We start from the raw sequence: 21,760 nt of genomic DNA, 5'->3' as shown, positions 1-21,760 counted from the left end.
GAGCAGACGCGCGTCACCGTTGCCGCACTTTGAGAGCAACTGAGCTTGGCTTTCGGTGACGCGGTCGGTTAAGCGAAGACTTTAGGCCGTTACGAAGGACAAAATCTCGGCATTGATGATGTCGGCGTGGGTCGTGCACATGCCGTGAGGTAGCTTCTCGTAGATTTTGAGTGTGCTGTTTTTCAGAAGTTTCGCCGACAGAAGAGCGGAATCCGCGATAGGCACGATCTGATCATCGTCGCCGTGCAGGATGAGCGTTGGCACAGCGATGCTCTTCAGGTCCTCGCTGAAATCCGTCTCCGAGAAGGCCTTGATGCCGTCGTGGTGCGCTTTTGCGCTGCCCATCATACCTTGGCGCCACCAGTTTTGGATGATCGCCTGCGACGGTTCAACGCCCGGGCGATTGTATCCGTAGAACGGACCGCCCGAGAAATCGAGGTAGAATTGCGACCTGTTGGCTGCAAGCTGGCTGCGCAGATTATCGAACGCCTCGATAGGCAGGCCTCCGGGATTTGCGGCGGTTTTCAGCATCAACGGCGGCACCGCACCGATGATCACGAGCTTGGCCACGCGACCCTTACCGTGACGAGCGACGTACCGTGTCGCTTCGCCGCCGCCGGTTGAATGTCCGATGTGAATTGCATTGCGCAGATCGAGATGTTCGACCAGTTCGGCGATATCGGCCGCGTAGCGATCCATATCGTGGCCGTCGCTTACCTGGCTCGATCGACCATGACCGCGTCGATCATGGGCGATGACGCGGAAGCCTTTGCGGACGAAGTAGAGCATCTGGTTGTCCCAGTCGTCGGAGCTCAGCGGCCAGCCATGGTGAAAGACGATCGGTTGGGCCGAGGTCGCGCCCCAGTCCTTGTAGAAAATCTGAACGCCGTCCTTGGTGGTGATGGAGGTCATGGGATCGTTCCTCTGCGTTGGATAAATGGGGAGTATCGTTTGGATGCCCGCGGCCGACGTGGAGTTGACGACTAGCGAAATCGCATACGTAAGCGTGGTCGCAAGCACCCTCCGTCGGGAGGCATTCGCAAGCCCGCTGACGACGCGTTTCGAGTTCATCGTTCGTCTCCTGTCGTTGACGTGGCACGATGATTTCTAGTGGAGCGGGCGTTCTTCTGCGCCAGAGCGATTGCTCGACCTGCAGAGCAATTGCCGTCAGAGAACGCGCCGCCGCCAATCGGTCGGGGTTTCGCCGGTCAGCTTCCTAAACGCCGCAGCGAACGCGGTTTGGGACGAATAGCCGAGCGCTGCAGCTACCGATACGACCGATGCGTCGGTATCGCGCAGCATGTTCATGGCCGGCTCCAGGCGGTGTTGGCGCAACCACGCGTGTGGCGAAAGCCCGGTGCTTTCCTTGAAAGCGCGGCAGAAGTGAAAGCGCGACAGGCCGGCATCCAAGGCCAGGGCGGACAAAGAGACATCCGTATCGCTGTCCGAGCGCAAACGTTCGATGGCACGTAGCAACGTCTTCGCTCGTTGAGAGAGGTGAGGCACTGCAAAGCAGTCGAGAAACGTTAACGGCGCAGGAGAGACCTCGAGGGAAACTTGGAAGCCTGACGGTGCGATTCGCGAGATGGCGGTGACGAAGGTGCCGCAAGCACGTCGCACAACGCGTTCGTTAGTCGCGCGCGCGCCGCCGAATGGGTGAAATCGTGGTCGGCATCAGGGATTATCGAAATCGAAGCCTTCGGATAGCGGCGTAGCCGCGCGCCCCTTCTTCCCATATACGTGCGGAATTCGCCCAGCGCGTGATCTCCTTCCGAAAATAACATCGCTAGACGAACGCCGCGACTTTCGAGAATTTGGAAACGGCGATGACCCTCGCTGTAGAGCTTTTGGCCGGCCCGGCCCGGGATGTGGCTGGCTATCAATAAGACAGTCCGAACGAGGCGTTTTGAGAAAAAGATAACCGGAGCTTTGATGCGCAAATTGCCTGACAGCAGTCGTCTCAGGCTTCGCTTGCTAAACAACATCGCAACGGACCCGCCGATGGTTCGATGGGCCGATAACAAGGCTTCAGCGACGGTTTCCCGTGGGTCCCAGACAAAACGCATGATATTGATGGCGACGACATTGCGAACGCGCACATCTTGCACCGCTGCCTGGAATGCGGCGTAAGCACCACTGCAGCGTCCGACCAAGGCGATCGGGCCGGCATCGAGCTTCTCTACATAGTCGATCGCGTGATGCAGGTCAGCAGTTTGCTCTTCCGAATAAAGCACTTCTGCCGGCGCGCCTGCCGACGCCGCACTGTCGCCTATACCGCCGGCGTCGATTCTCAACGAAGCGATCCCGCGCTCCGCGAGGGCGCGAGCCTGTTCTACTGCCGCGCGACCCCAGCCGATGTGATAGTCGCGCCCCGAATTGGCGAGCACTGCGATAGCTGAAGGCCTTCGACCGAGCGGCAGACACAGGACTCCGAAGAGCCGCTCGTCTGGCCCAAACCGAACCGGTAACTCGTCATAGTGAGGTCCAGCGATTGGCCGCGCGGGCCCTACCACTTTGACAGAACCGTTGGCGCCCGAGATTGGAAAATGCCCGAGATTGTCGATCCATGACACGATGCGTGTCAGCGTGCCGAGCTGTGGACCAGCCAAACTTGGATTTTGCAGGATATTTTCATACCCCTCGTAGTCGATGGATGAAACATCGGCTCCGAGCGTCTTCAGGTGGTTGCCGATTGAGCTGTCGCGGGACATTTGACTACGCTCAACCAAAAGGACCCGTGCGGCGGGAGGCTCAGTTGTCCGAATAAGATCGATAGTTTTGATGGCTGCGGCACGGCTGCTTGCCAGTGGAATACCAGCGACGCTGTAGCCGTTGTCGGAAGGGTCGGGCCCGATACCCATCCGGTCGGTCAGCATGCGAGACCAAGCCTGAAGTTCACGAAGATAGACGCGGCCTTTGACGACCGGCGCCATCAGGACCGTCGCTGCGACGTCGGCTAACTCAGTTCCGAGCTGTGCGGCCAGACTAGCGCCAAGGCCTTGTCCGACCAGAACGATCTCGATATCAGGATTATGTTCCCGCAAGAATGCAGCGCACTGACGGGCAGCAACAAACCAGTCAGAGATGCCTTCAGGGTCGCCAGCGAGATCGATTGCATCTGCCGTGCCGGGATAATCGAATCTGAGGCACGCATGACCTGCCGCGGCAATGTACTCGGCCAAAGCACTCCATGTGGCTCGGGTACACAACTCCTCATATCCGATCGGTGCGAGCAACAGCACCGCCTTGCGTCCGCATCGATCAATGCAGCCCGCGTGATAAAAGCCGCCGAAAGTATCAAACGTTACAGGTGCGCCATATCGGGATGTCATGATCTTGAAACTATCACAGTTTGCCTAACCCAGGTCATCCGCGGAATGCGGCCGGCATCCCGATATTTCCCCTGTCAAGCAATCGACCTTGCGGGGTGTTCATTTCCTAACTCGGGGGCGATGAAGGTGTCATCCGGTATCGTGCTCCATCATTAACGTGTGCTCAGCGCTGCATGGTTTGCCGATATTAGCTATTCGCTAATCATAGTGAGGGATCTCGCACGATCGGTTTCGAACCCGCGAACGCGTCGGTTCTGTGTGATTCCATCGTCATTTTGTTAAGCTTGATACCAGAACGATCCGTTGCATTTGAGGCTTATTACGAATCACTACATATTTACCTGACATCTCCCTCATATAACTATGACGCCGGTCGCAATCTTTTTTGAAGCGGCACACTTCTTATGACTTTGGAGAAAATTAATGCGTGATCGTATTCGCACCATTGTCGGATCGCTGAACCTACTTCCCGTTCCAGTCGATGGCTTATCCGACCAGGACAATCTGTTCGATGCGGGCATGACGTCGTTTGGTTCAGTTCAACTGATGCTAGCGATTGAGGAAAAGTTCGATATCGAATTCCCGAATAGTCTACTGACTCGCAAAACATTTGCGACGCTTGGTGGGTTGATTGCTGCTGTCGAGCAACTCGTCTCTGAGAAAGTCTAGGGTCATGATCCCGAACGCGGTTAAGCAAGGCATTGACGTGCCCGAAGCCGTGTCCTGGCGTGACGCGATGCGGCGGGTTGCCACTGAGGTTGCTTCGCCAAATGCCGCTTTTGCGGACCTAACCGCGACGTTTCCAGCACAGACATTCGAAGCTCTTCGTCGTAACAAGATGCTCGGCTTGATGGTACCTAGAAGCCTTGGTGGCCAGGAATTGGAATTGCGCAAGATTGCCAATCTTTGCGCGATTCTCGCGGGCGCGTGCGGCGCCAGCGGCATGATTTACGCCATGCATCAGATCAAGCTATCGAGCCTGGTCGCCCATGGGATGCAAACCGAATATCATCGCGCCCTCATGCGCGATGTAGCTGTCAAGCAGCTACTGATCGCGTCGTCGACCACGGAGGCTGGTATCGGCGGCGATCTGCGGATATCGAATTGCGCGATCGAGACGACGGGTGATCGGGTTTCGCTGACAAAGCAGGCAAGTGTCCTGTCTTATGCCGCGGAAGCCGATATCATCATGGCGACCGCGCGGCGCGGTCCGGCGTCGATCGGGTCCGATCAGATCCTGATCGCGCTGCGGCGTGGCGACTATCAACTTCAGCGCACCGCTGAGTGGAATACGCTCGGCATGCGCGCCACCTGCTCCGAGGGTTTCCTGCTGACGGCAACGGCCGGAGTCGATCAGATCTTTCCGAAGCCGTTCCACGAGATCGCAGTGCAGTCCATGCTGGCCACCGCGCATGTGCTGTGGGCGAGCGTCTGGTTCGGGATCGCGACCGATGCTTTGTCGCGCGCGCATGCCTCGGTTCGAGCAACGGCGCGGCGCGTGCCGTCCGATTTCGCCGGGCCGCTCCCAGGCGCGGCTCGACTGGCCGAGGCCACCGCCAAATTGCAGACGTTCAAGTCCACGCTCGTCGCCCATATTGAGCGGTTCGAGACGGCGAAGCGCAACGAAGACGATCTCAGCTCGATCAATTTCGCGATCGAAATGAACAATCTCAAGGTCATGGCTTCGACCATGGCCGTCGACATCGTACGTGAAGCGTTGATGGTGACGGGCATCGCCGGCTATCGCAACGACGGTCCATTCTCGGTCGGCCGCCATCTCAGGGATGTACTGTCCGCGCCGCTGATGGTGGCTAACGATCGCATCCTCGCCAACACCGCTGGCCTCGTGGTCGCGAGCCGATTTGACTCAGATCTGGAGTGATAGTGATGAACGCGCCTGTTAAAGCCGTGCAAAGTCCGGAAGCATTTCTCGACGCCCTGTTCGATGAGTCGATCCTGATCAGGACCGGCGTCGATGGCCTCTATGGCCGCGCCGGTGTGTTCGAAGAGGTCATCGACGGATTCGAAGCCGCGGTGACGAAAATGGCCGTCGGCGATCACGCGACGCGGATTCATTTTCCGCCGGGCATACCGCGCAAGAATCTTGTGAAAGCCGGTTACCTGAAGAGCTTTCCGCAATTGGCCGGCTGCGTTCACTCTTTCATGGGCGATAACGCCGACCATGCCAAGCTCGTCGATATGATCGAGCGGGGTGAAGACTGGACCGAGATGCAGGATGCGACGGAAGTCGCGCTGACGCCGGCTGCCTGCTACCCGCTGTATCCCACTGTCGCGAAGGAAGGTCCGATACCGGAAGGCGGTCGGCTGTTCGATCTCAAGTCATACTGCTTCCGCCATGAGCCCTCGAAGGATCCGGCGCGGATGCAGCTGTTCCGGATGCGCGAATTCGTCCGTATCGGCACGGCCGACGAAGTGACGTCTTTCCGGGCCACCTGGCTCGAGCGCGGCGAGAAGCTTATCGCTTCGTTGGGCCTGCCTTGCGTTATCGATGTGGCCAACGATCCCTTCTTCGGGCGCACAGGCCGTGTCATGGCGTCGAGCCAGCGCGACCAGGGTCTGAAATTTGAGTTGCTGATCCCGGTCGCCAGCGATGAAAATCCGACCGCGTGTCTGTCATTCAACTATCATCAGAACCATTTCGGCAGCCTGTGGGGCATGCATTTCGCAGACGGCGAAGTCGCACATTCGGCCTGCGTCGGCTTCGGCCTGGAGCGGACGGCGTTGGCGCTGTTCCGTCACCACGGCACCAAGGTCGACGCGTGGCCCGCGGATGTCCGTGGCGTGCTGTGGGGCTAGGCCTTGCAAACCGCCTGCGCCATCGATGGACTGGATCCCGCAACCTATGTGCGTCACGGGCTGCATGATCCCGCGCGCAACTGGCCCGAGACGAACTGCTACGTCGATCTACTGATCGAAGTACTGGCCCGACGCGGGCATGATCCCCGGGCCGCGCTGGCTTTCACAGTCGCGCAGGATTACGAGGGCGACCAGTTCACGTTTTTCAAGATCCCGGCCGCTGATCTCGCGCTGTTGTACGGCGTCGAGATTCTGGAGCTCGCGATTTTCGATCAGCTGGAAGATCACGCGCGCGTGCAGTTGACGCGAGGCCGTCTGCCGCTGATCGAGGTCGATTCTTACTACCTGCCGGATACCCGCGGCATCACCTATCGTCATAGTCACAGCAAAACGACCATCGGCGTCAACGTCCTGGATTCGGTCGACCGCCGGCTCGATTACTTTCACAATGGTGGATACTTCCGCCTCGAAGGCGAAGACTTCGAGGCGCTGTTGCGGCCCGTGCGTGACAACGGCCTGCCGCTTTTCCCTTACGTCGAATTCATCAAGTTCGGTCCGGCGTCTTCTGCCCATAAGCAGATCGAAATGTCTCGCACCTTGCTGGCGCAACATCTGCGTCGTCGTCCGGCGCGGAATCCATTTACCGCATGGGGCGACGTGATCAGTGCCGACATCGGCCGGCTGATGGGACGGCCTCCCGAGTGGTTTCACACCTACGCTTTCAGTACATTACGTCAGGCCGGTGCGAATTTCGAATTGCTCGCGACCTATCTGGCGTGGTTGCAAGAGCACGGTGACCCGGCGCTGGAGCGCGCCAGGCTGGCCGCGGAGGCGATCGCCGGCGGCACCAAGATCATGCAGTTTCAATTCGCCCGCGCCTCGGCCCGCGGCAAGGTTCCGGATGTGGCGGATGCCATCCGCCAGCTCGCGACCGACTACGATATCGCTCTCGACAGCCTCATGAACGGCTTCGCGGCTCACGGCGCCGCGGCATGATTTCTCTGTGACCTGATCGGCCTGTTGATTGCCATGACCGACATCCGCGCCATGACGGGACGCAAGGTTCAGCCGCTCGACACCGGCTGGGAACTGGCGCTGTCGCTCCCTCACGCATGGCAGGAGCCCAGCGGGCTGAGTGAAGCCGTCTGGTTGCCCGCAATCGTCCCTGGCACGGCCGCCGGCGCGCTGCGGGCCCTCGGACAATGGAGTTTCGATGACCCTCAACCGCTGCATGACAAGGACGTCTGGTACCGGATTCAGGTCAGTGGAAACGGCAAGCGCAAGCTGCGGTTCGAGGGGCTCGCGACATTCGCCGAGGTTTTTCTCGATGGCAGGCTCATCCTGACCGGGAGCTCGATGTTCGAGCCGTATGAGGCCGAGATTGTGCTCGGCGGTGAGCATTGGATGCATATCGCCTTCAGGAGCCTCCGCGGCGCGCTGGCAGGAACGAAAGGCCCTCGGCCACGCTGGAAGACGATGATGATCGAGGAGCCACGGCTGCGGTTCCTGCGCACCACGCTGATCGGGCACATGCCCGGATGGTGCCCGCCCGTCGATGTGGCCGGCCCATACCGGTCCGTCTTGCTGATCGAAGAGGGAATTGTTCGCGCCCACAATGTAGATCTGCGCAGCCGGCTCGACGACACCGAAGGCGTTCTGACGCTCGCGCTCGATCTGTCAGGAGTGGCAGAAGGCGTGACGCCGGTCCTTCACTGCGCTGGGGCGGAGGTGCTGCTGAGACCGATCGACACGGAAGCGCCGCCGGCCGGTGCGGCGCGCTGGCAGGGCACACTGCGGATCCCCGATGTGGAGCTGTGGTGGCCTCACACCCATGGTAGCCCGACGCTCCATGCGGTGACCATCGACATCGGTACCGTCCGGATCGATTTGGGAGAGGTTGGATTTCGCCGGATCGCGGTCGACCGCGGGCCGGATGGAAACGGCTTCGCCCTGCACGTCAACGGCGTCCGCATTTTCTGCCGCGGCGCATGTTGGACGCCGATCGACGTGGTGAGCCTGCAGGCATCTGACGCCGATTACGCGCAGGACCTTGGCCTAGTGCAAAGTGCTGGCCTCAACATGGTCCGTCTCAGCGGGACCATGGTCTATGAGATCCCAAGTTTCCACCGCCTCTGCGACAGGCTCGGCATCATGGTCTGGCAGGACGTCATGATGGCCAATTTTGATTACCCGTCGGATGCGGCCTTTGCTGAAGTCATACGCAGCGAAATCACGACGGTCGTTAGCCGGTTGAGCGCGTCGCCGTCATTAGTCGTGATGTGCGGCGGCAGTGAGGTTGGTCAGCAGGCTGCGATGATGGGCCTGCCGCGCCAGATGCGCGACGTACCGTTGGCGGAAACCGTCATTCCCGAAGTTTTGGCGGGCTGGTGTGACGTCGCCTATGTGCCGGGTTCGCCGTCCGGCGGCGCCCTGCCCTTCGTCGCAGAAGCCGGCCCGTCGCATTATTACGGCGTCGGTGCCTATTTGCGGCCGCTCGACGATGCGCGCCGCGCCAATGTCCGCTTCGCCTCCGAGTGCCTCGCCTTCGCCAACCTGCCGGACGATCGCCATTTTGCGGAGCACCGCATCGATCCAGCCGGCAATCCCGAGAGCTGGCTCGCCGGCGTGCCGCGCGACGGCGGCGCGTCCTGGGACTTTGACGATGTGCGCGAGCATTATCTTCAGGCGCTGTGGACCGAGGACGGCCGCAGCCTTCGCGCGAGCGAACCGTTGCGGTGGCGCCAACTTTCGCGCGCAATCTCAGCCGAAGTCATCGAACGGACAATAGACGAATGGCGCCGCCCGGCCTCCACCACCGCTGGCGCGCTGATATGGCTGTGGCGCGACCTGCAGCCCGGCGCAGGCTGGGGCCTGCTGGATTGCTACGGCCGCCCGAAATCAGCCTTCTACGCACTGCGCCGCGCCTCGCTGCCGCTGCGCTTGTCGATCACTGACGAAGGCACCAACGGGCTCTACCTGCATCTCGTCAACGACACGCCGCGGGCCGCCGCAGGCAAACTGACCTTGCGTTGCCTGAGAGACGGCAAGACGCCGGTGATCGAAGCGGTGCGCAATGTGACCATCGCGCCGCATGCCGGGCTTTCAATCGGAGCGTTCGAGATGCTCGACCGGTTCTTCGACGCCGGTCACTGCTATCGCTTTGGGCCAGCGGCGCATGACACCGTGCATGCAACGTTCGCGGCCGAGCACTCCGATCAACCTCAAGAGGCCTTTCATTTTCTTTCCCCCCCGACGTCGGCGGTTGACCAGACGATTGGCGCAGTGCTTGGTGAAGACGACGCAGGTTTCTTTCTCGATCTGCAAGCCGCCACGGCGACGCGTTTCGTTGAAATCGCGGACAACAAATTCCTGCCCGAGGACAATTATTTCCACATCGCATTTGGGCATCGCAAGATCGTGCGTCTGGCACCGCCCCGGCATTCGTCCGATAATTTGCGCCCATCGGGGCGGGTCTCGGCGATCACTCTGAGAGGTGACGTCAAATACTGACCAGGCAGCGGTCCGCTAATTCTTGCAGGGCCTTTTGCATAGCAGAGCGGGGCCCGCCTTGCGCCGTCGTTTCGATCCTTCGTTGCGCCAGAGCGAAAGGATGCGATTTGCGCAGCAAGCACATGACAAAGATTGACGAAAATCAAACGCGGAGCGCATCGCCCTGGATCGCGTTCCGATACAAGGCGTTTACGGTTGTTTGGATCGCGACCGTCGTCGCCAATGTCGGTACCTGGATGTACAACGCGGCATCCGGATGGCTGATGACCAGCCTCACTCTGGATCCACTCACGGTCTCCCTGGTCCAGGTCGCGAGCAGCCTCCCCATGTTCCTTTTCGCGCTGCCCGCCGGCGCTCTGCCTGCAGCACCTCGGACGCGGCGACCCCGAAGAGGCCGCTCGTTGGCTTGCCGCCTAGCCTATATTCAAGAGCATCTATCGGCAGAGTCAGCTGACGACCGCGACTTCTTCGCCGGCCTCAAATAGCAAGCGTAGCCCGGATGAGCGGAGCGGGCGTAGGGCGGGTTAGCGCAGCGTAACCCGCTATCTTCGTATCGGCGCAATACGCTTTGCTATTGCGCCCTACTCGCCAAGCTACGCCGAGGGCTCTGCCCCTCACGCAGCTTGGATGTGAAGAAGCACCGAAGCGGGACCCCAACTCGGATGAACGCCATGCTCTGGTGTGGCGCGAGGAAATTCGTTCGGGGCGGCACGAACTTGCAAAGGAAATACTTCAACTGCGTCTTTCCGAATCCCGGGGATTAGGGAAAACTTGGATGTCTTGTCGTGCGCGGTCAAACGGTCGACGGCCATGGTCCAGGCACGAGGCGCAGTTCATTCATCGGAGGTCAGGCAAGGCTAAGCGCTAGTGACGCAGCGCCGCGTGATGTGGTTGATGTCCAGTGCCCCCACCTGCCGCATGATCGTGATGAACTCATCGTCCAGGATCTGCAGCACCCGGTCCACGCCGGCCTCGCCGAACGACGCCAGGCCCCACACGTAAGGCCGGCCAATGCCGACGGCCGTGGCGCCCAGAGCGAGCGCCTTCAGGACATCAGTGCCGCGGCGTACGCCCCCGTCGATAAGCACCGGGATGCGGCCGCCCACCGAATCCACGACCTCTGCCAGCACACCGATCGTCGCCTGCCCGCTCTCTTCCGCGCGCCCGCCGTGGTTGGAGACGATCAGGCCGTCCACGCCGTGGCGCATCGCCTCCTTGGCGTCCTCACCCGTCATGATGCCCTTCAGCACGAGCTTGCCCTTGACGATCCCGCGCAGGCGATCGATGAATTCCCACGTCATCCCGGTGCCGTAGAGGTTGGTGACTTTGGAAACATCGATGTCCGAGAAGTTGGCCTTGCGGCTGACCTCGTTGGTGAAGCCCGGTGTGTGACAGCCCGAGCACTCGCGCAGGTCCTGGCGCCGCTCGCGGAACAGGGTTTCGGTGTTGCGGCCGCCCTGGCGGTCGACCGTGAGGACGATCGCCGGAGAGCCCGCGTTCTCGGCGCGCTGCACCAGCGCGCGCGTCACGTTCCAGTCATCGGTCGGATACAACATGAACCAAGCAGGCCGGCCGTGCGCCTTGTTGACGTCGACAATGCTCGCATTATCGACCGTAGAAAGAATCATCTGATGGTTGCGCTTAGCAGCGGCGCGCGCCACGGTGACCCCCGCCTCGGGATCGTAGGCGCCGAGGCTGCTGACCGGGCACATGAAGATGGGGCTGGCCCAGGTTTCGCCGAAGATCTTCACGCTGGTGTCGACTTTTCGCGCATCGATGAGACGCTGGACGCGGATGTTGTACTTCGCGTAGGCGGTGTGGTTGGCATCGCGCGTCACGTCGCCGTCGACGCCGCTCTGGAGGTAGCCCCAGTGCGCCGGCGCGTCCTGGCTGAGCACGGCCTTCTTTGCCGCCGGCTCGAACTCAAACACATCCAGCGCATCGGCCGCAGCGGTGATGGTGCCGTCTGGGCCGAGCGCTCTTCGAGAGCCACGCAGCACGTCGTAGCTCTGCGCGAGCGCTTGATGCGAGTTCGCCGTCAACAGGGTGGTGATCGCACCGAGAGAGGTCGCCGTGAGAAGAGGACTAGCGGCGAAAAAACGCAAGAGTTGGCGGCGCGCGATCATGGTGCGCTCTGAAACGTCCGGCGCCCCGACTGCACTTGTCGCCTTCACCAGCGTCGTCCTACGCGAGAGACCTGTCATCGTGTTCTTTCGAATGCGAATGAGTGCCGCAGGTTAGGCGGATTGGTCTGTATCGTCGTCACGTCAGTGTCTTCAGATAGACAACGACACTCTGGCGATATGATCACCATCTCGGTCTGATGTCCATCTGCAAGCGTAGGGTGCATTAGTGCAGCGTAATCCGCCGTCCTGCCGATGAGCGGCGAAATATGCTGCGCTATTTCACTGCTACTCTCTGCCGTCGCTCAATTCCTGAACCTGGCCTGCCCAGACTTGCCGGCGGCCGTTTTCAGCGTGATGCTCACCGAAGCGCCCTTGGCGATGTCGCTCTTCGCTTCGGCCTTCAATGCAGTCCCGGAGGTGACGAGCGGCAGCGTCTCGCGGTCGCTTCCGGATGTCAGCAGCACGGCGCCGGAATAGCCGCTGGCCGGGAGCGGTCTGTTAGCCTCGTCGAGGATGTTGAAGGTCAGCGTCTTCCCCGCAGCGATCATCTCGACATGCACGCCGGCGACATCCTCCATGGGTCCGCCATTCGGCCCCTTCTGATGGGCGTGCTGCGCCATCGCCGGAGCCGCCAGCAACAGCGCGGATAGGGCGAGCAGGATCGTCTTCATCGATGGTCTCCCGGGGTGGTGTGGACAGACATCGCCTGCACATGGGCAGGCGACGATTCCCGGCGAAACAGGATGTAGAGCGCGGGAAGAACGAGCAGCGTGAGGATGGTGGACGAGACGATGCCGCCGATGACGACCGTCGCGAGCGGGCGCTGCACCTCGGCGCCCGCTCCCGTCGCGATCGCCATCGGCACGAAGCCGAGGGACGCCACCAGCGCCGTCATCAGCACAGGCCGGAGGCGGGTCAGCGCGCCCTCGCGCACGGCCTCCACCACCTTCTTTCCGTCACGGCGCAGCCGCTCGATGAAGGTGATGATGACGAGACCATTGAGCACCGCGACGCCCGAGAGCGCGATGAAGCCGATGCCCGCGCTGATCGACAGCGGAATGTCACGCAGCAGCAGCGCGAAGATGCCGCCCGTGAGCGCCAACGGCACGCCGCTGAAGACGAGCAGTGCGTCGGCCACGGAGCCGAGGCTGATGAACAGCAGCAGGAAGACCAGCAATAGCGCGATCGGAACCACGATGGTCAGACGCTGCGTCGCCGAGACGAGCTGCTCGAACTGGCCGCCCCAGCCGATCCAGTAGCCCGCCGGCAATTTGACCTTCTGCGCGATCTGCTGCTGCGCCTCGCCGACGAAAGAGCCGAGATCGCGTCCGCGCACATTGGCGGAGACGACGATACGGCGCTTGCCGTCCTCGCGGCTGATCTGGTTCGGGCCCGGCGCGACCGAGATCTCCGCCAGTTCCGACAGCGGCGCGTAACGCATCTGGGCCAGCGGCGAGGTGCCGAACGCCGCTGGCATCGCCTTGTTCTGGCTCGGCTGGCCCTCCAGCGGCGGCAGCGGGATCGGCAGCGCCTTGATCGCCTCGATATCCGTCCGCAGTTCATCCGGAAGGCGCACGACGAGATCGAAACGGCGGTCGCCCTCGAACACCAGGCCCGCGGTCTTGCCGCCCACGGCGATCTCGACCAGGTTCTGCACATCGGACACGCTGATGCCGAAGCGCGCCAGCGCCTTGCGGTCCAGCTTGACCGTCAGCACCGGAAGACCCGCGACCTGCTCGGTCTTGACGTCCGCGGCGCCCTGGATGTTCCGCAGCGCCGACTGCACCTGCCCCGCGATCCCTGCCAGCACGTCGAGGTCGTCGCCGAAAATCTTCACGCCGACATCGCTGCGCACGCCCGAGATCAGCTCGTTGAAGCGAAGCTGGATCGGCTGCGAGAGCTCGTAAAGGCTGCCTGCGACCTCCTCGGATGCAGCCTCGATCTCCTTCATCACATCGAGCTTCGGCTTCTTCGGATCGGGCCACTGGTCGCGCGGCTTGAGCATAACATAGCCGTCCGAGATCGACGGCGGCATCGGGTCCGTCGCCACCTCCGCGGTGCCGGTGCGAGCGAAGGATTCCTTCACCTCCGGAATCTTCAACAGACGCCTCTCGAGCGCCATCTGCATCTCGAGCGATTGCGTGAGGCTGGTTCCGGGGATGCGCATCGCCTGGATCGCAACGTCGCCCTCGTCGAGGCTCGGGATGAACTCGCCGCCCATCCGCGTCGCGGCGTATCCGCTCACGACGACGAGCGCCACGGCCGCGGCCGCCACGACGACGCGCAGACGGATCGCGAGATCGAGCAACGGCATATAGGTCCTGCGCGCGGCGCGCATGAACCAGTTCTCCTTCTCGGAGACCTTGCCGGTCACGAACAGCGCGACAGCGGCCGGAACGAAGGTCATCGACAGGATGCTGGCGCCCAGCAACGCCATCAGAACGGTCAGCGCCATCGGCGTGAACATCTTGCCTTCGACGCCGGTCAGCGTGAGCACCGGCAGATAGACCACAGCGATGATCAGCGTGCCGAACAGGCTGGGCTTGATGACCTCGCGCGACGCTTCGATGATCGTCTCGAAGCGTTCCTCGCGGGTCAGCAGGCGCCCTCGCTTCGCCTGCTCATGGGCGAGCAGACGCAGGCAGTTCTCCACGATGATGACAGCGCCATCGATGATGATGCCGAAATCGATCGCGCCGAGGCTCATCAGGTTGGCGCTGACCTTGTTCTCGAACATGCCCGTGATGGTGAACAGCATGGACAGCGGAATGACGAGCGCGGTGGCGAAGGCCGCCTTGAAGTTCCCGAGGATCAGGAAGAGGATCGCGATGACGAGCAGCGCGCCCTCGACCAGGTTCTTCTCGACGGTCGCGATGGTCGCGTCGATCAGATGGGTCCGGTCGTAGATCGCGCGGAGAGAGACGCCCTCCGGCAGCGACTTCTGGATCTGCTCCAGCTTCTGCCCGACACGCTGCGCGACGGTCCGGCCGTTCTCGCCGATCAGCAGCATCGCCGTGCCGAGCACGACTTCCTTCCCGTCGACGGTCGCCGCGCCGGTTCGCAGGTCGGTGCCTTCCTTGACCTCCGCGATGTCGAGGATGCGGACCGGGACGCCGTTCCGGGAGCCGATGACGATCTGCCGGATCTCCTCGACATCAGCGACCTGTCCGGGCGTGCGCACCAGATACTGCTCGCCGTTCTTCTCGATATAGCCGGCGCCGACATTGGCATTGTTGTTGGCGAGCGACGTCATGACGTCGCGGAAGCTGAGGCGATAGGCCATCAGCCTGGCCGGATCCGGAAGCACGTGGAACTGCTTCTCGAAGCCGCCGATGGTGTTGACCTCGTTGACCCCCTGCACGTTGCGAAGCTGAGGCTTGATGATCCAGTCCTGCACGGTCCGCAGGTCGCTCGGCGTGTAGGGCCTGCCGTCGGCGTTCTTCGCCCCCTCCTTCGCCTCCACCGTGTACATGTAGATCTCGCCGAGGCCGGTAGAGACCGGTCCCATCGCCGTCTCGATGCCGGTCGGCAGCGAGTCCTTCACCCGCTGGACACGTTCGTTGACCAACTGGCGCGCGAAGTAGATGTCCGTGCCGTCCTTGAACACGACGGTGACCTGGCTGAGGCCGTAGCGCGACAGCGAGCGCGTGTTCACGAGGTTCGGCAGGCCGGCCATTCCCGTCTCGATCGGGAACGTGATGCGCTGCTCGACCTCCAGCGGCGAGAAGCCCGGCGCGTTGGTGTTGATCTGAACCTGGACATTCGTGATGTCAGGGACGGCGTCGATCGGCAGGCGTGTGAAGTTCCAGACGCCGAAGGCGCCCATCATCAACACAGCGATCATGACCAGCCAGCGCTGGTGCACGGAGAACGCAAGAAGCTTGTCGATCATGACCTCATTCCCGACATGACGATCCCTGACGGGGACCGCTGGAGACGTGAGCGGACGCGGTCCCGCCGCGCCCGAGCGAGCTCAGTGTTCATGGGACGCCGATCCCTTTCCGAGCTCCGCTTTCACGATGAAGCTGTTCCTCGCCGCGTATTTGTCGCCGTCGAGCAGTCCGAACAGGATCTCGACATTGTCGGAGTCGCGCGCGCCGAGTTCGACGTCACGCGCCTCGAACTTGTCGCCGTTGCGGACGAATACGACGCTGCGGTTCTCGACCGTCTGGATCGCCGAGGCCCGAACGGCGACCGCGACCGGCTTGGCCGACAGGATCAGGCGTGCCGAGACGAACAGACCCGTGCGCAGGCGCATGTCGATATTCGGCACGACGGCGCGTGCGAGCGCGCTCTGCGTATCACTGCTGCCGACCGGCGAAATGTAGAACAGGCTCGCCTCGATCGGCTTTCCGCCATCGCCGACATCGATCAGGATCCTGTCGCCGATCCGGACGCGCGGCAGATTGCGACGGTAGACGGACAGATCCACCCAGACAGTCGAGATGTCGGCGACGATGAAGGCCGGCTTCTGCTCGGAGGCATATTCGCCGAGCGAGATCTGGCGATCGATCACCGTGCCGGAGATCGGCGCCCGCATCTCATAGACGCTCAGGCTCTGGTTGCTCTCGATCTTCGCGAGGAGCTCGCCCTTCTCGACGGTGTCGCCGATGCGCTTCTTGATCTCGCGCACGACGCCCGGAAAGCGCGGGGTCACCTGCACCAGCGTCTCCTGATTGGGCTGCAGGATGCCGTTCAGCACCAGAGAGTCGTGCAGCGTTTCGCTTTTGGCGGAAAGTATCTCGATGTTCGACGAGGCGACGCGCGCGTCGCTCATTTCCACGACGCCCTCTTCACCGTGGCCTTTCTCGTCGTGGCCCTTGTCGCCCTTGCCCTTGTCGCCCTGCCTGGCGGCCTTGGAGGTGGCCGCGGTCTGCGTGTCGGACTTGTTTGGTGCTGTGGCGTAGACGCCCGCGCCGAGCGCTAAGATCGCGGCCGCGCTCACCAGCAACATGATCGGCTTGTTCATCGTGCGCTCCCCCGCGCCAGTGCAAACGGATTGCCGACGAGCCCCTCGATGGTGGCGACGGCGACGTGGAAATTCTGCTGGGCTTCCTGCTCGCGCAGGCGCGCCTGCGCGACGCTGGCCTGCGCGTCGAGCACTTCGAGCAACGAGTAACGTCCCTGCCCGTAGCCTTCGGAAATCGCATCGGCCGCGTCCCTGGACTTGGGGATCGCGGTCTCGCGCAGGATGGCGAGCTCGCGCAGCGAGCCCTGCAGCGAGTCGTAGGCGCGGCCCGCTACCACGATCAGCGTGTTGCGGTTGCCCTGGCGTTCGGCGGCGGTCTTGGCGAGGCTTTCCTGCGCGGAGAGGATGTTGCCCTGGTTCTGGTCGAACACCGGGATTGGCACCGACAGCGAAAGCCGAACGGCGTTGTCGCCGGTCTCGTTAAAGCGGCGCCATCCGGCGGATACCGTGACGTCCGGATAGGGCTTCAACCGGGCGAGCAGCAGTTCGGCGTTGCGCTGCGCGTAGATCGCTTTCCAGCGAACGAGCTGCGGGTTGGCATCAATCGCCGCGACCACCGACTGGAAGGTCGGCGGCTTACCGGTCGCTTCCAGCCGGCCGGAGACGGCCGCGAATTTCGGCGCGCTATCGCCCATCAGGATCGCCAGTTCACGGCGCGCGCTCGCGAGCGACGACCTGGTGCGCTCACGATCGGCCTTGACCAGTGCCGATGCGACCTCGGCGCGGCCGGTCTCTGCGATGGATGATGCGCCGGCCTCGACGCGCCGCTGCAGCAGCGGCGAGATCTTGTCGATCGCCTCGATCTGTTCGTCGAGGATCTGGATCCGCCGCTGCAGGCCGAGCACGCTCACGAAGGCGATCGCGGTCTCTGACAGCACTTCGAGCCGGATGGCCTGACGTCCGATGCCCGCCGCATCGAGGCCCGCCTGACCGGCGGCGACCCGCGCATCGCGCTTGCCCCACAGCTCGAACATCTGGCTGACCTGCAGCGTGGTCTCCGCCGAGCGGGTTCCCCTGTAGGCGCCTGAACCGAACGAGTTGTCCTGCTCGTACGAAATCTCCGGATTGATCAGCGCACCGGACTGGATGCGCTGGCCACGCGCGATCCCAACGTCACGCTCGGCGGCTGTCAGACGCGGACTGGCGGCGAGCGCGCGTTGAAGCGCAGCCCCCATGGTGAGGGTTTGCGAATGAGCTACCCCCGTCAGCGGCGAACTGACGAACAGCACAGCCGCGCACGCAAAACGCGTGGCGATCTTCGAAAACATGATGGAAACCTGACGAATGACGGACTCTGGGCGCGATGCGCCCGGCGATGACGGTCAGGTCAGGAATTTGGGTGGGGGAGGATCAATCCCGCGCGGCAGGCTGCGACGTTCGACATCGTGAAAAACCGCCGTGCGGGTCTCGATGGAGACGGGCATCGCCGCGAAGATAAGCGGCTGCGCTGTCACGGAGAAGCAGCCGTGGCAGTGCTTGCCCGCGACGACTCCCTTGTCGGAATGGCCGATCGCCTTCTCTGTGAGCGAGACGATCGTCGCTCCCGACGGATTAGTCACATCGCATTCGCAGAGACCGTGCACGGCGCCGGCGAAGATGTACGTCGTCAGCACAACCATCACCAACGCCTTGCGCGAGATGCGCAGCAGGCCATGGCGGAAGATGCGGGCGAAAATCGTCACTTCTAGCTTCTCTTTCAAACTCTGCGAGCGAGGTAGCATGGATCGGCGATTCATGTCGATCCGCAATAATGTAACAACGCTGCAGTTCGCTGGTCGATTTCGGCCTCTTTGCGGCCCTTCCCCGGCCAGCAATTCAACGCAGGCCCTTCGATAACCATCCACGACAGAAATGCGCGCGGTAATACGCCGACGAGCAACCAGATCGCAAATGTGAAAGCGCGACGTCTGGCCACACCGTCATGATCGCTTGCTGCACTTGCAAGGTCCCGAAATAGTGACTGCCTGCGGCGATCTACGATCGGTCCCTGAATCGGTTCGACACCACTTTTGCGATAGCCGCCGGCGCGTCATCCGGAATCGCGAAAACCGAGCTCACATTGACCTCGCACAGGACGAAGGTGTCCTCGCCCGCCCCTGTCCTCGGACCATAGAGGAAATCGGCATCCCAGATCACGGGAAGTATACGGCGATCCAGTTCTAACGCGGCAATCATTTGCGGTACCCATAGGTCTTCGACTTCCCGGCGCAGCAACGCGAACGCCTGCTCATCGGGAGCGAACATACGCTTCTCAGCGTGAGGCCGGACGTGGCCCGGCGGCAGTAAACCTTTCGGATATTGGTGTGCGAACCCGGCGACCTTTTCTGCGGCCATGTAACACCTGACCATTCCCTCACTGAGCCGCTCCTGGAACGGCTGATCGACGATGAACCCGTCGCCCACCATGTACCCTTCACAGCGCGTAAGGAAATCGTCCAGCGACATCTCTTCTACCACCCCCTCGACAGCCGCCTCCATTACACGAACGCGCTGCGAGCCTGATGAAACTGGTTCTACCTTCCATACGCCATGACCGTCGTTGCCACGCGCCTGCTTCAGAACGCGTGCGCCCCTAGCGGCGAGCACGCCCGGAAACTCGTCCCGCAATTGGGCACGCGACCCATAGAGCTTTGTATCAGTCCCCCAACCAAGATGCTTTGTGCGGAATAGTATTTCCTTGGTGCCCATGGCTTGGATCGCGTCCGGGTGCGCGCTGACCCATGGCCCAACAGCGGCGACGTCTGCAAGCAGGTTATTGAGAGAACGCCGAGATTTTCCGTCCTGAAGCGGATTTACCCACACCAGGACGCCATCCGTTCCCAGCAATTGGCTCCGGAGATCGTCAGCGAAAGCTTCATCGTAGACCGCCGGAACCGCTTCGATGCCTACCGCTTCGAGTTCTTCGAAAATGCGGTGGAAGCGATTGTTCTGCGACGTCGCAGTCTGCCTGGTCTCCGCGTCTCCGCGCCACAGAATTGCGACCTTGGGTGGCTTCATTGCAGTCTCCGTGATCTGTAGCTGGCGCCGGCTCGGTTGCTCCCGGCGGCAATGAGGCAATGGTCGCAACACGGCGTATGCCGCGCCGCGAGCACGCGGCCATTCTTTCGCTTCGTGTTCCACCTTGTCGGCAGATAATCACGACCGAACGACCCGTGACTTCGGCGCCCGATCGTTCACACCTGCGTGCGGCCGTCGTCGTGCGCCCGGAAACAATGTTGGATCCGCATCGAAATCCTCGTCAGTCCGCACATCAACGAGCGTCAGCGCGCTGACAGTTCCAACGAGAAGAGACAGTTTATCGGGAAAAATTGAGGTGCAAGAAGACATGCTGCGCCCTTGGTGAATTCAGGACGCGATACTTGGGCATGTCGCCTCGCGGGGGGATCGCCACCCCCGTGCTGCGGATTAAAGCACCATAGAACCGAGTGTCAACACGGCTTCCATCGCATTTACTTGAACTCAGCCCGGAGGGCGAATGAGCGCGGCATAATCCGCTACCCTGCTGCTGAGCGGCGCAATACGTTTCGCTATTGTACCCTACTCGCTCAGCACCGAGGATCAGCGCATGATGGGTTGAGCGCGCTCCCGCCCGGCCTCACCGAGACGTCGAAAATTCGTTGCCCTGCATGCCGTCCGTCCTGATCTGTCCGAGCAGGCCGTAGATGTCGCCGAGCACCCAGAGGTCGCGCACCTTCGGCCCGTCGAACGAAAAGATCGGCACTCCAAGCCAGCCGACGAGCTTTCCTGTCGGCGGATTGCCGAACATCGCTTCACGTTGAACGCCGTGGAAATAGACCTTGCCGGAAACGCGATTGCCCTCCTCGATCATCAGGAGAATGTCCGTCGTATAATTCTGCAGCACGCCGGTGACCCAGCGGACATAGTCGGCGAACTGCGCATGTCCGACCAGCACCGGTCCGAGCGATCCCCTGAAGGTGAAATCCTCATGGAAAATTTGCGGGATCAAAGTCACGTCCGCATGGTCCCACATATCCTTGTAGAAAGCGCGGACCATCTCCTTCTGCGGCGTGAGCGTCACGCCATTGAACGTCATTGGCTTTTCAAGATGATCGCTGCGTGTGTTCATCGCCCTCGGCCCGGCATGATGGGATTGAACCACGACACTAGCAATCGCAGGGCGGAAGAGCGAAGCGTAATCTGCCGCCATCGAGATGTTTACGCGGCGGAATACGCTTCGCTCTTCCGCCCTGCAACTGAGCGGCGACCGCCTTATGCCCCTCGCGTCAATCTTGCACACGGCTCAGAAAACCGGGAATATCCCGCCCAATTCAGAAACGCCCCGGGGAGATTCCAGGCCTATGAAGTTCGACGACGTCATTCTCGGCCGCCGCAGCATCCGCGGCTACAAACCCGACCCGGTCCCCAAAAAGCTGATCGAGGAAATCATCAATCTGGCGATGCGCGCGCCGTCGTCGATGAACACCCAGCCGTGGAATTTCTATGTCGTCACCGGCGAGCCGCTCGACAGGATCCGCGCCGGCAATACCGAACGGATGATCGCAGGCATCCCGCAGTCGCGCGAATTTCGCACCGGTCAGGCTTTTGCAGGTCATCACCGCGACCGGCAGGTCGGTGTCGCCAAGCAGTTGTTCTCGGCCATGGGGATCGCGCGCGACGACAAGGAGATGCGCCAGGACTGGGTGCTGCGCGGCTTCCGCCAGTTCGATGCGCCGGTTTGCGTGATCGTGACCTATGACCGCGTGCTGGACGGCAGCGACGATACGCCGTTCGATTGCGGCGCCGTGGCGACCGCCCTCGTCAATGCCGCCTGGTCGCGCGGCCTTGGCGCGGTGATCAACAGCCAGGGCATCATGCAGTCGCCGGTCGTGCGCGAGCATGCCGGCATTGCCGACGATCAGGTCATCATGAAAAGCATTGCACTCGGATGGCCCGATGACAGCTTTCCTGCGAACGCGGTGGTATCCGAACGCAAGTCGGTCGAGGAAGCCACGGTATTCGTCGGCTTCGACAATGAACGCGCGTAG

General features: G+C 61.9%; 16 protein-coding genes and 2 pseudogenes. 7 read left to right on the top strand and 11 right to left on the bottom strand.

The window, feature by feature from the left end; all coding sequences use genetic code 11:
- Nucleotides 1-81: 81 nt before the first annotated feature.
- The 3 genes and pseudogenes from AB8A33_RS11810 to AB8A33_RS11800 form a co-directional block, all read right to left on the bottom strand.
- Complete coding sequence (locus AB8A33_RS11810; protein ID WP_439095918.1) at nt 82-912, bottom strand: alpha/beta fold hydrolase; 831 nt, start codon at nt 910-912, stop codon at nt 82-84.
- A 255-nt stretch (nt 913-1,167) separates the two neighbouring features.
- A pseudogene (locus tag AB8A33_RS11805) lies at nt 1,168-1,482 on the bottom strand (helix-turn-helix transcriptional regulator); the annotation flags it as partial.
- Between the two features lie 44 nt (nt 1,483-1,526).
- Nucleotides 1,527-3,332: an alpha/beta fold hydrolase gene (locus tag AB8A33_RS11800; RefSeq protein ID WP_439092923.1), complete on the bottom strand. Its 1,806-nt coding sequence runs from the start codon at nt 3,330-3,332 to the stop codon at nt 1,527-1,529.
- A gap of 423 nt (nt 3,333-3,755) precedes the next feature.
- On the opposite strand from AB8A33_RS11800, the gene AB8A33_RS11795 reads away from it, so the two are divergent.
- From AB8A33_RS11795 to AB8A33_RS11770, 6 genes and pseudogenes are all read left to right on the top strand, one after another.
- A complete protein-coding gene (locus AB8A33_RS11795; protein WP_439092921.1) occupies nt 3,756-4,001 on the top strand; it encodes an acyl carrier protein in 246 nt (81 codons plus the stop codon).
- 4 nt (nt 4,002-4,005) lie between these two features.
- Complete coding sequence (locus AB8A33_RS11790; RefSeq protein WP_439092920.1) at nt 4,006-5,214, top strand: acyl-CoA dehydrogenase family protein; 1,209 nt, start codon at nt 4,006-4,008, stop codon at nt 5,212-5,214.
- A gap of 26 nt (nt 5,215-5,240) precedes the next feature.
- The gene (locus AB8A33_RS11785) at nt 5,241-6,149 is read left to right on the top strand and encodes an amino acid--[acyl-carrier-protein] ligase (RefSeq protein WP_439095917.1); all 909 of its coding nucleotides are present in this window, start codon (nt 5,241-5,243) and stop codon (nt 6,147-6,149) included.
- A gap of 48 nt (nt 6,150-6,197) precedes the next feature.
- Nucleotides 6,198-7,145 (top strand): DUF1839 family protein, encoded by a 948-nt coding sequence (locus AB8A33_RS11780; RefSeq protein ID WP_439092918.1) that lies wholly within the window; start codon nt 6,198-6,200, stop codon nt 7,143-7,145.
- A gap of 33 nt (nt 7,146-7,178) precedes the next feature.
- Complete coding sequence (locus AB8A33_RS11775; RefSeq protein ID WP_439092917.1) at nt 7,179-9,659, top strand: glycoside hydrolase family 2 protein; 2,481 nt, start codon at nt 7,179-7,181, stop codon at nt 9,657-9,659.
- Between the two features lie 100 nt (nt 9,660-9,759).
- Nucleotides 9,760-10,042, top strand: a pseudogene (locus tag AB8A33_RS11770) (MFS transporter); the annotation flags it as partial.
- A gap of 474 nt (nt 10,043-10,516) precedes the next feature.
- On the opposite strand, the gene AB8A33_RS11765 reads toward AB8A33_RS11770, so the two are convergent.
- The 8 genes from AB8A33_RS11765 to AB8A33_RS11730 all read right to left on the bottom strand — a co-directional run bounded on the left by AB8A33_RS11765 (nt 10,517) and on the right by AB8A33_RS11730 (nt 20,808).
- The gene (locus AB8A33_RS11765) at nt 10,517-11,785 is read right to left on the bottom strand and encodes an alpha-hydroxy acid oxidase (protein ID WP_439092916.1); all 1,269 of its coding nucleotides are present in this window, start codon (nt 11,783-11,785) and stop codon (nt 10,517-10,519) included.
- A 302-nt stretch (nt 11,786-12,087) separates the two neighbouring features.
- Complete coding sequence (locus tag AB8A33_RS11760) at nt 12,088-12,456, bottom strand: hypothetical protein (RefSeq protein WP_439092915.1); 369 nt, start codon at nt 12,454-12,456, stop codon at nt 12,088-12,090.
- A complete protein-coding gene (locus AB8A33_RS11755) occupies nt 12,453-15,677 on the bottom strand; it encodes an efflux RND transporter permease subunit (RefSeq protein ID WP_439092914.1) in 3,225 nt (1,074 codons plus the stop codon). The genes AB8A33_RS11760 and AB8A33_RS11755 overlap by 4 nt, the downstream gene beginning before the upstream one ends.
- A gap of 81 nt (nt 15,678-15,758) precedes the next feature.
- Nucleotides 15,759-16,754, bottom strand: a complete 996-nt coding sequence (ihpB, locus tag AB8A33_RS11750; RefSeq protein WP_439092913.1) for a divalent metal ion exporter adaptor subunit IhpB — start codon at nt 16,752-16,754, stop codon at nt 15,759-15,761.
- Complete coding sequence (ihpA, locus tag AB8A33_RS11745) at nt 16,751-18,022, bottom strand: divalent metal ion exporter subunit IhpA (RefSeq protein ID WP_439092912.1); 1,272 nt, start codon at nt 18,020-18,022, stop codon at nt 16,751-16,753. Before ihpA ends, ihpB begins: the two co-directional genes overlap by 4 nt.
- Nucleotides 18,023-18,076: 54 nt before the next feature.
- Entirely contained in the window at nt 18,077-18,436 is a 360-nt protein-coding gene (locus AB8A33_RS11740) for a hypothetical protein (protein ID WP_439092911.1), read from the bottom strand.
- 292 nt (nt 18,437-18,728) lie between these two features.
- Nucleotides 18,729-19,751 carry a Cj0069 family protein gene (locus AB8A33_RS11735; RefSeq protein WP_439092910.1) on the bottom strand — a complete coding sequence of 341 codons (1,023 nt, stop codon included), beginning with the start codon at nt 19,749-19,751 and terminating at the stop codon, nt 18,729-18,731.
- Between the two features lie 598 nt (nt 19,752-20,349).
- Nucleotides 20,350-20,808, bottom strand: coding sequence for an ester cyclase (locus AB8A33_RS11730; RefSeq protein ID WP_439092909.1), 459 nt, complete (start codon nt 20,806-20,808; stop codon nt 20,350-20,352).
- A gap of 265 nt (nt 20,809-21,073) precedes the next feature.
- On the opposite strand from AB8A33_RS11730, the gene AB8A33_RS11725 reads away from it, so the two are divergent.
- Nucleotides 21,074-21,760 carry a nitroreductase gene (locus tag AB8A33_RS11725; RefSeq protein WP_439092908.1) on the top strand — a complete coding sequence of 229 codons (687 nt, stop codon included), beginning with the start codon at nt 21,074-21,076 and terminating at the stop codon, nt 21,758-21,760.

The sequence above is a fragment of the Tardiphaga sp. 813_E8_N1_3 genome, from assembly GCF_051811025.1.
In the GTDB taxonomy this organism is placed as follows: domain Bacteria; phylum Pseudomonadota; class Alphaproteobacteria; order Rhizobiales; family Xanthobacteraceae; genus Tardiphaga.
Note: the sequence above shows the minus strand (reverse complement) of the source record. Positions and strands in the feature narration are given on the sequence as shown.

Excerpts from the sequence above, each read along its gene's own strand:
- AB8A33_RS11765 (WP_439092916.1), bottom strand. The coding sequence starts at position 11,785 with ATGATCGCGCGCCGCCAACTCTTGCGTTTTTTCGCCGCTAGTCCTCTT.
- ihpA (WP_439092912.1), bottom strand. The coding sequence starts at position 18,022 with ATGTTTTCGAAGATCGCCACGCGTTTTGCGTGCGCGGCTGTGCTGTTC.
- AB8A33_RS11800 (WP_439092923.1), bottom strand. The coding sequence starts at position 3,332 with ATGACATCCCGATATGGCGCACCTGTAACGTTTGATACTTTCGGCGGC.
- ihpB (WP_439092913.1), bottom strand. The coding sequence starts at position 16,754 with ATGAACAAGCCGATCATGTTGCTGGTGAGCGCGGCCGCGATCTTAGCG.
- AB8A33_RS11795 (WP_439092921.1), top strand. The coding sequence starts at position 3,756 with ATGCGTGATCGTATTCGCACCATTGTCGGATCGCTGAACCTACTTCCC.
- AB8A33_RS11760 (WP_439092915.1), bottom strand. The coding sequence starts at position 12,456 with ATGAAGACGATCCTGCTCGCCCTATCCGCGCTGTTGCTGGCGGCTCCG.
- AB8A33_RS11755 (WP_439092914.1), bottom strand. The coding sequence starts at position 15,677 with ATGATCGACAAGCTTCTTGCGTTCTCCGTGCACCAGCGCTGGCTGGTC.
- AB8A33_RS11725 (WP_439092908.1), top strand. The coding sequence starts at position 21,074 with ATGAAGTTCGACGACGTCATTCTCGGCCGCCGCAGCATCCGCGGCTAC.
- AB8A33_RS11810 (WP_439095918.1), bottom strand. The coding sequence starts at position 912 with ATGACCTCCATCACCACCAAGGACGGCGTTCAGATTTTCTACAAGGAC.
- AB8A33_RS11775 (WP_439092917.1), top strand. The coding sequence starts at position 7,179 with ATGACCGACATCCGCGCCATGACGGGACGCAAGGTTCAGCCGCTCGAC.
- AB8A33_RS11730 (WP_439092909.1), bottom strand. The coding sequence starts at position 20,808 with ATGACGTTCAATGGCGTGACGCTCACGCCGCAGAAGGAGATGGTCCGC.
- AB8A33_RS11790 (WP_439092920.1), top strand. The coding sequence starts at position 4,006 with ATGATCCCGAACGCGGTTAAGCAAGGCATTGACGTGCCCGAAGCCGTG.
- AB8A33_RS11735 (WP_439092910.1), bottom strand. The coding sequence starts at position 19,751 with ATGAAGCCACCCAAGGTCGCAATTCTGTGGCGCGGAGACGCGGAGACC.